This is a genomic window from Sporosarcina trichiuri, assembly GCF_030406775.1.
Lineage (GTDB): Bacteria > Bacillota > Bacilli > Bacillales_A > Planococcaceae > Sporosarcina > Sporosarcina trichiuri.
Map to the genome: position 1 here is coordinate 1,922,654 of NZ_CP129119.1, position 12,649 is coordinate 1,935,302.

Sequence of the window (12,649 nt, forward strand, 5' to 3'; positions counted from 1 at the left end):
TCACACAACTCAGACACAATTCTGTTGCTGGTGGACAGCGTAAATCTACTTATAGGAATGTTGCTGGGTAGTGTCCAGCCGTTGCTATCAAATATGTCTAACAAATGGTCTTGAACTCTTCACCTTATACCCAAGACTTAAAAAAGCCGCCTGTAAGCTGCCTAAGAAGGCACCATGCTGACAGGCGGCTTTTACGTACAACAGATTCAAATAACTCCTCACTCCATATCCTTCAACCATGCCGCCAGAATCATATCCTCCTGCTCTTCGATCGTCTGCAGGCAATACGTGACATATCCTTCCTGAGACGCATCATAGGCTGCTGGCAGGCAGCCGGGGAGAAATTCAGTATTCAGGTAGTCGGGCGGTGTTGTATCCTTCATATAGAACGGAAATGAGCTGTGCGGGTAAGCGGCGAGTTCAGTGACCATGGGGACTTTGGTTTCGATGGGGTTGCGGTGGATGTAGCGGCTGACCATGAGGAGGGCACTTGGACTCTCGACGGTTTTGGCGAAGTAGCGGGATTGGTAGATGCGGCCGACGTGCTTGTATTTCTTGGAATAGTAATCGGTGTAGCGGCGGTTGATGAGCCGCATGATCTTGCTGAGGTCGTCTTCGGATTTGAGCAGGAAGTGGAAGTGGTTGGACATGATGCAGTAGGCGATCATCGTGAAGTCGTAGCGGATCCGGGCGTCGGCCAGACAGCGCATGAGGTGGTATTTGTCCATGTCCGTGTTGTAGACGTTCATGCGGTTGTTGCCGCGCATGATGACGTGGAACCAGGCGCCGGGCCGCCACGTGCGTGTGCGGAGTCGGATCGGGCTCACCTCCTTCTCTTTCTTCTGTCATGTGAGACTTGGCTGCTGGGCGATGGCAGCGAGCCGTTTCCAATGGACGGCTTCCTGGATCGCTTCTTCGGATATAGTGTCGGTACCTGCCAGATCGGCGATTGTCCGGGCGAGCCGGATAAGCTTCACTTGCGTCCGGTTGCTCCATTTCTTTTCGAAACAGATGGTGCCGATACGGTCGAACTGCGCATCAGACAGGCCGCTTTCGGCAAGCAGTCGGCTGCCGGGGACTGTGCCATTCAGGCCAGCACCTCCGTATCGTGTCCGCTGGCGCGCATGTGCGCGGGTGACCCGCTCCCGGATGGCGGCGGACGTCTCGGCTGGTGTGTCTACCTGCAAGCCGACACTCTTCAGCGTCAGCACGAAGTCGAGCCGGTCGAGCAATGGGCCGGATGCTTTCAGCTGGTAGGCGCGAATCTGCTGGGGCGTGCACGTGCAGTAGCGTTCGGAGGAACCGAAGTAGCCGCACGGACACGGATTCGTAGCGGCAAGCAGCAGGAACGAGGCAGGATAGGTCACAGACTGGCGAACACGGCTGATCGTCACCTCACCGCTCTCCATCGGCTGCCGCAGCATGTCGAGCGTCTTGCGGGAGAACTCGCCGAGCTCATCCAGGAACAGCACGCCGCGATGGGCAAGAGAAATCTCTCCCGGCTTCGGATACGTCCCGCCGCCGACAAGCGAAATTGCAGACGCCGAATGATGCGGCGAGCGGTACGGCGGGCGGACCGAGAAGCCGCGGCTCTCTTTCGCCAGGTGGTAGACACTGTAGACCTCAAGCATTTCATCATTCGGCAGATCCGGCAAAATGCCGGGAAATGCATCTGCCAGCATGCTTTTCCCGCAGCCCGGCGGTCCTGTCATCAGCACGTGATGGCCGCCAGCCGCCGCAATCTCGAGCGCCCGCTTGACGTCATGGTGTCCACGGACAGCGGAGAAATCGGTCGATGGCTCATCTGTCCGCGCCGCGTCACTCCGGTCCTCCATCACCTGCACCGCCGCCGTCTCCAAGACGAGCTGTCCGCGCAAGTAGTCCAGCAGCTGGCGGGTGTCGGAAAGCGTCACGAGCTCCGCCGGCAGGCTGTCACCGAGCTGGCGGACATCCACCGGCGGCAGAAGGATCCGCTTGAACCCGAGCTGCACAGCCTGCTGGATCGCCGGGATCAGCCCGTGGAACGGTTCCAGCCGCCCGTCAAGCGACAGGGACGCGAGGATGCACGTCTGTTCATCGAACGGGATCGGCTCATCCAGCACGTCCCGTAACACCGCTACTAGCATCGCTGCATCATATCCCGTCCCCGTCTTCCGCTTATCCGCCGGTGACAGATGTACCGTCACCTTCTTCATATCCAGGTCGACATCGAGCGCATGCAGGCAGCTCAGCACCCGCTCCTTCGACTCCTTGATGGACGCATCCGGCAGCCCGACAATCACGAACTGCTCCTTATCCGAGCGCACTTTCGCCTCCACGCGCACGACATGCCCCTTCATCCCTTCCAGTCCGACACTCAGCACATCCATCGCTCTCATCCCTTCTCTATGCCTTGAGTATAGCGGAGAAGGGAGGACAGGACAAAAGCGCATTCTGGAATTGTGTAACAACTTGATACCTGTAAAATCCAGCCCCTATGCGGCTTTGCAGGATGAAGCGTATTCGATACCTGGCCAAACTTGAAGTTTGGTAACTGAAACAGGGGCAAAACAGGATTTTGGTCATTTTATAGTCTAGCGGTAATTCGCACGCTGTCCTCCAACAACAGAAAAAGAGACCGCCACCCCCGGAGGGACAGCGATCTCTCTTTCACTCATTCACCAATTCACAGAATTGTGTCTGAGTTGTGTGGTGCACAGGTCACCGAACAATGAATGGGAAGGCGTCGTTATCGGCGGAGCCTCACTATGGATGGCGAACGGCATCGAAGACGCCCAGCAGCAGGCCGCCTGGGAATTCATGAAGTACCTGACTTCACCGGAAGTCCAGGCGACCTGGCACGTCAATACCGGCTACTTCGCCATTAACACCGACGCGTATGATCAGGACATCGTCAAATCCGAGTGGGAAAAGTACCCACAACTAAAAGTCACCGTCGACCAGCTCGGGGATACGAAGACATCCATCGCAACACAAGGCGCCCTGATCTCGGTATTCCCGGAAACCCGTCAGAAAGTCGTCAACGCCATGGAGAGCCTCTATCAGGGAACGAATCCGAAAGAAGCGCTCGACCAGGCCGCCAAAGCGACGAATGACGCACTGGAAATGGCCAACCGCAAAAAATGAAGCACAGTAAAGGAGGCAAACGGGATGACAGCACCCCTCATCTACGCCCACCGCGGAGCAAGCGGGGCCTTTCCTGAAAATACGATGCGAGCGTTCGAAGAAGCCCGCAAAGCCGGAGCAGCCGGCATCGAATTGGACGTCCAGCTGTCAAAGGATGGCCAAGTCGTCATCATCCACGACGAAACCGTGGACCGCACGACAGACGGAATGGGCTACGTCCAGGATCACACACTGCCGCAGCTCAAGAAACTGGACGCCGGCAGCTGGGTCGCCCCCTCCTTTTCCGACGAGAGGATCCCGACGCTCAACGAACTGCTGCAATGGATGACCGAAGACGGCAATTCCATTACGGTCAATATCGAATTGAAGAACGATGTCACCCAGTACAAAGGGCTCGAACTAAAAGTGCTCGCGCTCATCGACACGTACCAAATCGAGGACCGGATCATCCTGGCCTCGTTCAATCCGCTCAGCCTCAAACAGGTCCGGGCACTGAACCCGACCATCGAGACCGGCTACTTGGTCATCGGCAAAGCGGACTACGCAGTGGAGCTCACCACAGAAATCGGTGCTGACGCCATCCACTGCCAGCCAGCATACGCCCTGTCCCCGTATGCGGAAGAAGCCAAACAAGCTGGCTTCCCGCTGCGCGTCTACACCGTCAACGAGCGTGACGAACTGGAACGTCTCACCAAAGCAGGCATCGACACCTTCATGACCGACCACCCCGCTTTACTTAAATAGGTACCTGTGCGCCTCACAATTCAGACACGATTCAGAATCGTGTCTAAGTTGTGTGCTGCACAGGTACCTTTTCACTTCCCGCTGTCCCTTATCCGATATGAGCCGCTTCCCGGATCGACTCTTCCAGCTCCATCCGGTACCGCCCCGCCTGAGCATCCGTCCACTCGAACTCCTCTTCCAAGAAACAGAAGACCGCTTCCTGATGCCTTCTTACCCAGGAGATATCAAAGTACACAGCACCCGTCCGCCGGATGAAAAAGTCGATTGGCCGGCAGACAAGTTCGTGGTCAATGGAATATCGGAGCTCCGCGTAGACTACCGGATCCAAATCCGCGGCTGCCGCGGCCTGTTTCCCCTCTTCATAGTTGGAGAAGACGGAATCGACATTCGATCCGTATCGCCGCACAAGCTTCTCCGTCAGTTTCTCCGGAATTCCCAGTTTCGTTCCCCGCTCGACTTTCTCCGCAATGAATGAAGGGAAGCCTTCCGCTCCTCCTACCTGCCCCCCTGAAATCGGAAGGTGTTTCGTCCGGGAACCGGGGTACTGTCTGCCGTGCTCCTTCTCTAGCTGCTTGACCACAACACCCAGGACCTGTTCGGCCATTTTCCGATACCCGGTCAACTTCCCTCCCGCAATCGAGATGAGTCCCGACTCCGACAGGAACAGTTCGTCTTTCCGCGAAATTTCAGATGGGGATTTCCCATCTTCATGAATGAGCGGACGCACCCCCGCCCAGCTCGATTCCACATCGGCCGGCCCGATCTTCACCGATGGGAACATGAAGCCGATCGCCTGCAAAATGTACGCTCGGTCCTCCACCGTCACTTCCGGATGGGCGATGTCGCCTTGGTAGACAGTATCCGTCGTGCCGACATAGGTTTTCCCTTCCCGCGGGATCGCAAAGATCATCCGTCCGTCCGGGCCGTCAAAGTAGATCGCCTGCCGCAGCGGAAACCGCTGACCATCGAAGACCAGATGGATCCCTTTTGTCAGTTGCAGGGACTTCCCTTTCTTGGACCCGTCCATTTCCCGCAGTGTATCCACCCACGGGCCCGCCGCGTTGACGACTTTCAGCGCTCTCACTTCCAGCGTGCTGCCGTCCGTCAGATCTTCGACCCGGGCACCTGCCACTTTGCCGTTTTCATAGAGAAGGTCTGTCACTTTCATGTAATTCAATGCGACCGCGCCTTCTTCCACCGCTTTCTTCATCACTTCAATGGTCAGACGCGCATCATCCGTCTTGTACTCCACATAATACCCTGCGCCCTTCAGCCCTTCTTGCTTCAACAGCGGTTCATGGGCAGCCGCTGCCGCAGGTTTGAACATCTTCCGCCGTTCACTCTTTTTGACGCCTGCCAGGAAGTCATAGACCCGCAATGCCAGATTCGTCGTGAACGGACCGAACGTCCCGCCTTTGTAGAACGGCAGCAGCATCCACTCGGGCGTCGTAATGTGCGGACCGTTCTGATAGACGATTTCACGTTCTTTCCCGACTTCCGCCACCATCTTCACTTCCAGCTGCTTCAAATAGCGCAATCCGCCGTGCACCAGTTTCGTCGACCTGCTCGACGTGCCGGACGCGAAGTCCTGCATTTCCACAACCGCCACCCGCAGCCCTCTTGTTGCCGCATCGAGCGCAATCCCCGCGCCCGTGATCCCGCCGCCGATCACCAGTACGTCAAACGCACCCTTCCCCAGCTCTTCCTTCCATTCCGATCGGTTCCCATTTGAAAATCTCATGCTCCATCCGCTCCCGTCTATAAATTGTGAATAGAAAAAGAGACCACGAATCAGCCCCATTCCGATGACGGAAAATGGAGTGTCGTGGTCTCTCAGGTTCTCTACCAAAGTTATTAACTTGCTTTCAGCATATCATAATCCGCATGCCGATGACAGCGACGCCCCTTCACTCCAATGGTTCACTTGAATGCTTGGGTGGCCGCCACCGCTTTTTTCCATCCGGCATACAACCGGTCCCGCTCGCCGTCTGAAAACGTACTGCGGAACGTCGTCTCACCTTGCCATTTCTCAGCGATCTCCTGCTGATTTGCCCAGTAGCCGATAGCGAGCCCCGCTAAGAATGCGGCACCGAGCGCCGTGATTTCACTGACGACCGGCCGATCGACCGGGACATCCAGCATATCGCTCTGGAACTGCATGAGGAAATCATTCGAGACCGCACCACCGTCCACGCGCAGCGACGACAAGCCGATCCCTGAGTCTGCCGTCATCACTTCCAGCACATCCTTCGTCTGATAGGCCAGTGCTTCAAGCGTCGCGCGGATGAAATGCTCCTTCGTCGTCCCGCGCGTCACACCGAAGACGGCACCGCGGGCATCGCTGTCCCAATATGGCGTGCCGAGCCCGACGAATGCCGGGACGACGTACACACCGTCCGAGGAAGCGACTTTCCGTGCATACCCTTCACTATCCGAAGCTTTCTCGAACATCCGAAGCCCGTCGCGCAGCCATTGGACGGCCGAGCCGGCAACGAAATTACTGCCTTCCAGCGCATACGTCACCGTCCCGCCGACCGACCAGGCGATCGTCGTCAGCAGCCCGTGGTTCGACCGCACACAGTTCTCTCCCGTATTCATGAGCATGAAGCTGCCGGTCCCGTATGTCGTCTTCGCCATCCCCCGCTCGAAACACGCCTGCCCGAACAGAGCCGCCTGCTGATCACCGATCACACTCGCAATCGGGATCCGGTGTCCTGTGAACGGATAACCTTCCGCATACGCGTAGATTTCAGACGACGGCCTCACGTCAGGCAGCATGCTCGCAGGCACCGCCAGGATCGCCAGCAGCTCGTCGTCCCACTTCAATTCCTGGATATTGAACAGCAGGGTGCGTGACGCATTCGAGTAATCCGTAATATGCGTCCGGCCGCCTGTCAGCTTATAGACGAGCCACGTATCGATCGTCCCGAACAGCAGTTCCCCGGCATCCGCCTTCTCCCGCGCCCCTTCGACATGGTCAAGGATCCATTTCACTTTCGTGCCCGAGAAGTATGGATCGATCAGCAGCCCGGTCTTCTCGGCAAACAGCTCACTATACCCGTCTTCACGCAGCTGTTCGCAAATACCCTCCGTCTGCCGGGACTGCCAGACGATCGCCCGATGGACAGGATGACCGCTGCCCTTCTCCCAGACGACAGCCGTCTCCCGTTGGTTGGTGATTCCGATCCCTGCGATCTGCCCGGGAAGTACATCCGCTTTCCGCAGCACTTCCGCGATGCAGGTCAAGATCGAGTTCCAGATTTCGTTCGCATCCTGTTCCACCCAGCCCGGCTGGGGGAAGAATTGCTCAAATTCCTGCTGTGCCGTTTCGACGACCTGCCCATGCGTGTCAAACAAGATGGCACGTGAACTGGTCGTCCCCTGATCCAGCGATAACATATAGTGTTCCACTCCGTTTACCTCCGCCTGTTGCAAAATGACGCCCGAGACAGGAGGCCGGGTCCCCGTGTCCCTGACTCCTCATCTGCGGGGTTAGAATATCGTGTAAAGCGCTGTATTGGCGATTGTGATCATCGTCATGACCAACGTGTTCAGGAACGCGCCGACGTAGACATTGCCCGTCACGCGGAACAAGTACCGGTTGAAGACCGCTGCAATCGCGAGCATCGGCACAAGCCCGATCACGATGATCGAAGACAGCGATTCCCCTGGATAGCCTGCCGTCCCCGTCACGAACAGCAATCCGTACTGATAGATCAGGTACAGCACCAAACCGCCGACAAAGTGAAGGATTGAAATGACATACCCTCCCGCCCCATCGTACCGCTCACCTGAAGTGTTCACATTGACCGATATGCCGACGACGAAATAGTACACGAAGAACAGCGGTGCGTATTTCAGCAGAGCGACGACATGATGCCATTCAAACGTCTTGACGGCAACGGTCCAGAGACGGAAGTCCACACCGAACAGCGCATCCACTGCAAACAGGATGCCGAACCCGACGGCAGCCGCGACCGCAGCTGTCACAAACGCAGCGACTATCGCCGTTACGCTTGCCTTCACACCGTAGTTCGCAAGTGTCGCACCTTCCGACTTCTTGGACACGTAATGATAGCAGACCGTCACCATCAGCAGGACGACCGCAACATTCAGCGCCCAGTAGACAATCGGATTGACGGTAGGCGCTCCGAAGAACGGAGTCGTTTCAAGGAACTTATCCTGACTTCTCAACAGCATATATTGGATGACGCTCAGCACCAAAAGAAGAAGGGAGCCGGTTTTAGCATTTTTGCTGGCGTTCCTTGCGAATGAATAGATGAGCACAATCGCCGACAGAGCTATGAAAATCATGCTCACTTGCCGCAACAGACGCATCCCCGTCACGTCACCGCCATACAGCGAAGTGAAGAACAAAGCAGGATACAGACTTCCGAAGACGAGAAGCAAGTATCTCGTCAATTTCGAACCATCCGTCTTCGGTTCAGCGAGCGGCAGTGCCTTCGCCGTGTGAACCTTCTTGAAGAACGGCAGTCGCGACAGCAGCACGATGAGCGGGATGAACAGCAGGAAGAATCCGATCATCGCGACAAACGACGCGTATTCCTTGAACACCCACGACTGCCCGGTCTCCCCGACTTCCACAAGATCCCCGTACTCGGCAAATGCCATATCGTAGAAACCGATCGCATCCCCTGTCGATTCCTTCGAGAAATGGTTCCACGGATGTGTCTCGTTCGGCTGGTAGATCACCCGTTTGCCGCCGTCGACATCATAGACTTCCCCCGCTTCGGCTTTCTCCGGATTGCCGAGGAAGCCCTTACCTTCCGCTGTCGCCACATAATCCTTCTTCACGACCGATTGCCCCGGCACTGCGTCATCCGCATTGAAGAAGAACTCATCGTACTGACCAGCCACTTTCCCGGACGGCCGCGGACCATATGCCTTATTGATGTCCTCATCAGTGAGTCCCATCGTTTTCAGCCATTGATAATCCGATCCCATTGTGAGAGATGCGTAAATCTTCCGGACTCCCGACTCAGCGAAGTCCGCCTCGTCCAAAACCACCGCATTCGTCGAGGAGAACCCGCCCATCGAATGGCCCGAAACCGCAATGATCCCGTTCCCATCCGCATCTTTCAGCACATACTCCTGATCGTACATATATTGGACAGCGTCATAGATGGCGTGCGGCCAAAACGAGAAGAACGGCACCGGCTTCTCCATCGTGCCTGTCGAATGTCCATGGTCATACTGGTCCAGTGCCAAGACGACATAGCCCCGTTTGGACATCTCGATCGCCTGCGCATCCTGCATCTCCCCTGAATTCAAATAACCGTGCGTCGCGACAAGCGTCGGCCGCGGTGTCTGATCCGCCCCGTCCGGCTTGTACAGCAGACCCGACAGTTCCCCGCGAGGTGTGTCGAAATAAATACGCGAAACGTCGACATCTCCTCCCGAATTATTGAATCGGGAAGCCGCCACACTGCCTATCAATATCAAAACCACCGAGACGATCAGCCAAATGACCGGTTTCTTACCTCTGTTCATATACATCCCCCTCATTCCCCGTTTTTTTCAATCCCACTTCAGTCTGCCTCGTAAAGCATACGTCTGCGTCATCGGATGGATACCCAGTAAACAACAAAGGCCCCATCCTTCCAATGAACCCCCCCCAGCCAGATCGTGTCATAGCGAACGAAAAAAAGACACATCGAACATCCCCAGGCGAATTCCTGGGGAAGGCAATGTGTCTCCTCATCTCATCACGAGCTATTAACTTACCATGAGTATACGATTCCATGAAAGCGTTGTCAACCATCTATTTTCAGAACTATCAATGCTTTGTCCCTCTCACATCGAGGTTCTGCTCCGCGCCCCACTTGTGGTAGGATAGTCGGAGAACATTCCGATCCGACAAACACCAAAGAGTGAGGAGTACCGACATGGGCAAAAAAATCATACCCGCCATCCGCAACATGAAAGATTTCGACGCTGTGCTGAAAACCGACCACGAACTGATTATCTTCCTGGAAACCCGGCTGTCCCAACTGGAAAGCACCGTCAAACACGCGAAGCAGCTTGGAAAAAAAGTGCTTATCCACGCAGACCTCGTACAAGGTCTGAAAGTGGACGAATATGGTCTTGAATACCTGATCCATAACGTCAAAGTGGACGGCATCATCTCTACAAAAGCGAACGTGATCGCATTCGCCAAGAAGCACCGCATCCTCGGCATCCAGCGTCTGTTCGCACTCGACAGCCACGCGCTCAGCCATAACCTCAACATCTGCAAAAAGATCCAACCCGACTACATCGAAATCCTGCCCGGCGTCATCCCGGGCATCGTCAAAGAAATCTACGACGAAACAGGTATCCCGATCATCGCAGGCGGCCTCATCCGCACCCAGCAGGACGTCGACAACGCCCTCAACAATTCCGCCTACGCCGTCACGACATCCAACCGGGAGTTGTGGTGAAGACCTACCACCAGGGTCAGGCGAAACTGCGCAGCCGTGTCCCATACAGCGCCAATCCAACACCCTCTCGCCGAAAAGGCAAAGGGGCCTATTTCGGTCAATATTAGTGATGCTTTTAGAAAATACTTACTCACGGCACCTAACCATGTCTATGCCGATCTAATCAATGCAATTGATTTGCTGGGTGCCTGTGCACCACAAAATTCAGACACAATTCAGAATAGTTTCCGAATTGTGTGATGCACAGGCACCCCCTTAAGAAGTCCCGGCTCATCCGTCATCACCGTGTCAACACCCGCTTCGGACAGACGCATCAGGACATCCGGCCGGTTGACGGTATAGATGCGCAGCGGAAGACCTGCTTGTCCGGCTTTCCCTGCATACCGGGACAGGGCATATTCCGTCTGGCAGTGGATGGCATCAGCACCTATCCGGATGGCGGTCTCCACCGCCAGGTCAGGCACCCCCGCGATCAAGTAGCCGATTTCGATTGTAGGATTCAGCATCCGTACCCGTTTCAGACTGTCGGGGTTGAACGAAGACAGGATGATCCGTTCCTCGGCATCATACGCTGCAATCAGAGCCAGCACTTTCTCCTCAAGACCATCGTACGGGATGATATCATTCTTCAATTCGATATTGAGGCGCAGATTGTTGCCGTCTCTGTTCATCCACTGGAGCACCTCTTCGAGAGACGGAATCCTCTCTTGCGAATAGGTAGTGGCGAACCAGCTCCCCGCATCCAGTTTTTTGAGCTGCGCCAGCGTGAAGTCCTGTACCTCTCCAGTTCCGTTGGTCGTGCGCTGCAGCGTTTCGTCATGGATGACGACGGCTTGACCGTCTTTTGTCAGTTGGACATCCAGTTCGATGCCTGCTGCCCCGGCGTTCCTGGCTTCTTCGAATGCAATCATTGTATTCTCAGGGAAGGCGCCGCTGGCTCCGCGGTGGCCGAAAATCAGAGGTACTGGCATTTCGCTCGCTTCCTTTCCAGTCAGCTATTTTTTCCGGTTGGCCATTTCAAGCGCGTCGTCCGTTGCTTTAGCTGCCTGATCCAGTGCCTCCTTCGGGTCAGTTCCCTGGTAGAGACTCTCCATGGCACTGACGACTTTCTGACGTGTTTCCGGGAACACGGATATAAGTGCGCCTTGTGTCGCGACGGATGTCTTCGTATCGCTGAGCTGATCGACTGTAACTTTCAGCTGCGGGTACTTTTCCCACTCGGTTTTAACGATGTCCTGCTCATAGGCGTCCGTGTTGATGGCGAAGTAACCGGTATTCACATGCCACGTCGCCTGGACTTCCGGCGATGCCAGGTACTTCATGAATTCCCATGCCGCCTGCTGCTCGGACTCCTCGATTTCGTTCGCCATCCATAGCGATGCACCGCCGATGACGACGCCTTCCCAATCGCTCGCTTCAGGGACTGGCAAGTAGCCCGTTCCGACATCGAATGACGACTGTTCCACAACATCCCGGACGCCTGCGGAGGAATCCAGGTACATCGCAATTTTGCCAGATTGGAAGGCCGCACGGATATCATCCCAGTTTTGACCCGAATTGTAGAAAGTGCCGTCTTTGTACATGCTGCTGATCAATCCAAAGACTTCCTGCCCTTCTTTTCCGTTGAAGACCGCTTCCGTGGCATCGCCTGCACGTCCGTTCTCTTCATTGACGAACAGCCCGCCCTGCGCAGCAATCAATTCTTCGATGAACCACCCATAGTTCAGGATGGAGAAGCCGTACTGCTCTTTGGAAGTCAGGGCATCCGCCGCTTTTTTCAGTTCCTCGTACGTCGCCGGAGGGGCCTCAGGGTCGAGACCTGCGTCTTTGAACGCATCCTTGTTATAGATCAGGACCGGTGTGGAGGAGTTGAACGGCATCGAGTACTGTACTCCGTCCACGTTGTAATAATCCGTGATGTTCTTCTCCCATTTCCCCGTGTCATAGTTCTCGGCATCGATGAATTTCTGGACCGGCTGGATCTTTCCGGAATCCATCATGTACTTCGTACCCACTTCAAACACCTGCATGATGGTCGGGGCATCTTCTGTTCCGGCTACCGTGTTGAATTTCGTGATGGATTCTTCATAGGACCCCTGGAACACAGCTTTCACCTCGATATCGTCCTGCTGGTCATTGAAATCCGCAACGAGCTGATCGATGACTTCCTCGAGCTTCCCGCTCATCGCATGCCAGAACACGACTTCCGTTTTCCCGGCCGGCTCGTCTGCCTCACCTGTCGTTTTTGGGGACGCTTCTTTTTCCGAGTTGCAGGCGGCCAATAGCAGCACCAGCAACGTCATCAGTGTCAAAAGGATTGTAGGTTTTTTCATTTGTCC

At 55.6% G+C, this 12,649-nt stretch carries 9 protein-coding genes and 1 pseudogene; 3 read left to right on the forward strand and 7 right to left on the reverse strand.

The annotated features are described in order from the left end of the window. Window positions 1–218: 218 nt before the first annotated feature. Entirely contained in the window at window positions 219–827 is a 609-nt protein-coding gene (locus QWT68_RS09875) for a transposase (RefSeq protein ID WP_290148162.1), read from the reverse strand. Between the two features lie 18 nt (window positions 828–845). Then, window positions 846–2,369 (reverse strand): YifB family Mg chelatase-like AAA ATPase, encoded by a 1,524-nt coding sequence (locus QWT68_RS09880; protein ID WP_290148163.1) that lies wholly within the window; start codon window positions 2,367–2,369, stop codon window positions 846–848. 343 nt (window positions 2,370–2,712) lie between these two features. Between QWT68_RS09880 and QWT68_RS09885 the strand changes: the two are divergent. Beyond that, a pseudogene (locus QWT68_RS09885) lies at window positions 2,713–3,126 on the forward strand (extracellular solute-binding protein); the annotation flags it as partial. Between the two features lie 24 nt (window positions 3,127–3,150). Next, entirely contained in the window at window positions 3,151–3,870 is a 720-nt protein-coding gene (locus QWT68_RS09890) for a glycerophosphodiester phosphodiesterase (RefSeq protein WP_290148165.1), read from the forward strand. Window positions 3,871–3,958: 88 nt separating this feature from the next. Here QWT68_RS09890 and QWT68_RS09895 read toward each other — a convergent pair whose 3' ends face one another. The 3 genes from QWT68_RS09895 to QWT68_RS09905 form a co-directional block, all read right to left on the reverse strand. Beyond that, window positions 3,959–5,611: a glycerol-3-phosphate dehydrogenase/oxidase gene (locus QWT68_RS09895; RefSeq protein WP_290148167.1), complete on the reverse strand. Its 1,653-nt coding sequence runs from the start codon at window positions 5,609–5,611 to the stop codon at window positions 3,959–3,961. Window positions 5,612–5,790: 179 nt separating this feature from the next. Continuing rightward, window positions 5,791–7,269 carry a glycerol kinase GlpK gene (gene glpK, locus QWT68_RS09900; RefSeq protein ID WP_431312221.1) on the reverse strand — a complete coding sequence of 493 codons (1,479 nt, stop codon included), beginning with the start codon at window positions 7,267–7,269 and terminating at the stop codon, window positions 5,791–5,793. Window positions 7,270–7,362: 93 nt separating this feature from the next. Then, window positions 7,363–9,381, reverse strand: coding sequence for an alpha/beta fold hydrolase (locus tag QWT68_RS09905; protein ID WP_290148170.1), 2,019 nt, complete (start codon window positions 9,379–9,381; stop codon window positions 7,363–7,365). 395 nt (window positions 9,382–9,776) lie between these two features. On the opposite strand from QWT68_RS09905, the gene QWT68_RS09910 reads away from it, so the two are divergent. After that, window positions 9,777–10,310 (forward strand): glycerol-3-phosphate responsive antiterminator, encoded by a 534-nt coding sequence (locus QWT68_RS09910; RefSeq protein WP_290148171.1) that lies wholly within the window; start codon window positions 9,777–9,779, stop codon window positions 10,308–10,310. Window positions 10,311–10,525: 215 nt separating this feature from the next. Here QWT68_RS09910 and QWT68_RS09915 read toward each other — a convergent pair whose 3' ends face one another. After that, the gene (locus QWT68_RS09915) at window positions 10,526–11,281 is read right to left on the reverse strand and encodes a glycerophosphodiester phosphodiesterase (protein WP_290148172.1); all 756 of its coding nucleotides are present in this window, start codon (window positions 11,279–11,281) and stop codon (window positions 10,526–10,528) included. Between the two features lie 24 nt (window positions 11,282–11,305). Continuing rightward, the gene (locus QWT68_RS09920) at window positions 11,306–12,643 is read right to left on the reverse strand and encodes an ABC transporter substrate-binding protein (protein ID WP_290148173.1); all 1,338 of its coding nucleotides are present in this window, start codon (window positions 12,641–12,643) and stop codon (window positions 11,306–11,308) included. Window positions 12,644–12,649 lie beyond the last annotated feature (6 nt).

What these genes read in the sequence shown, in the direction of transcription:
- QWT68_RS09905 (WP_290148170.1), bottom strand. Translation starts at nt 9,381, where the DNA reads ATGAACAGAGGTAAGAAACCGGTCATTTGGCTGATCGTCTCGGTGGTT.
- QWT68_RS09895 (WP_290148167.1), bottom strand. Translation starts at nt 5,611, where the DNA reads ATGAGATTTTCAAATGGGAACCGATCGGAATGGAAGGAAGAGCTGGGG.
- QWT68_RS09880 (WP_290148163.1), bottom strand. Translation starts at nt 2,369, where the DNA reads ATGGATGTGCTGAGTGTCGGACTGGAAGGGATGAAGGGGCATGTCGTG.
- QWT68_RS09920 (WP_290148173.1), bottom strand. Translation starts at nt 12,643, where the DNA reads ATGAAAAAACCTACAATCCTTTTGACACTGATGACGTTGCTGGTGCTG.
- QWT68_RS09910 (WP_290148171.1), top strand. Translation starts at nt 9,777, where the DNA reads ATGGGCAAAAAAATCATACCCGCCATCCGCAACATGAAAGATTTCGAC.
- QWT68_RS09890 (WP_290148165.1), top strand. Translation starts at nt 3,151, where the DNA reads ATGACAGCACCCCTCATCTACGCCCACCGCGGAGCAAGCGGGGCCTTT.
- glpK (WP_431312221.1), bottom strand. Translation starts at nt 7,269, where the DNA reads ATGTTATCGCTGGATCAGGGGACGACCAGTTCACGTGCCATCTTGTTT.
- QWT68_RS09915 (WP_290148172.1), bottom strand. Translation starts at nt 11,281, where the DNA reads ATGCCAGTACCTCTGATTTTCGGCCACCGCGGAGCCAGCGGCGCCTTC.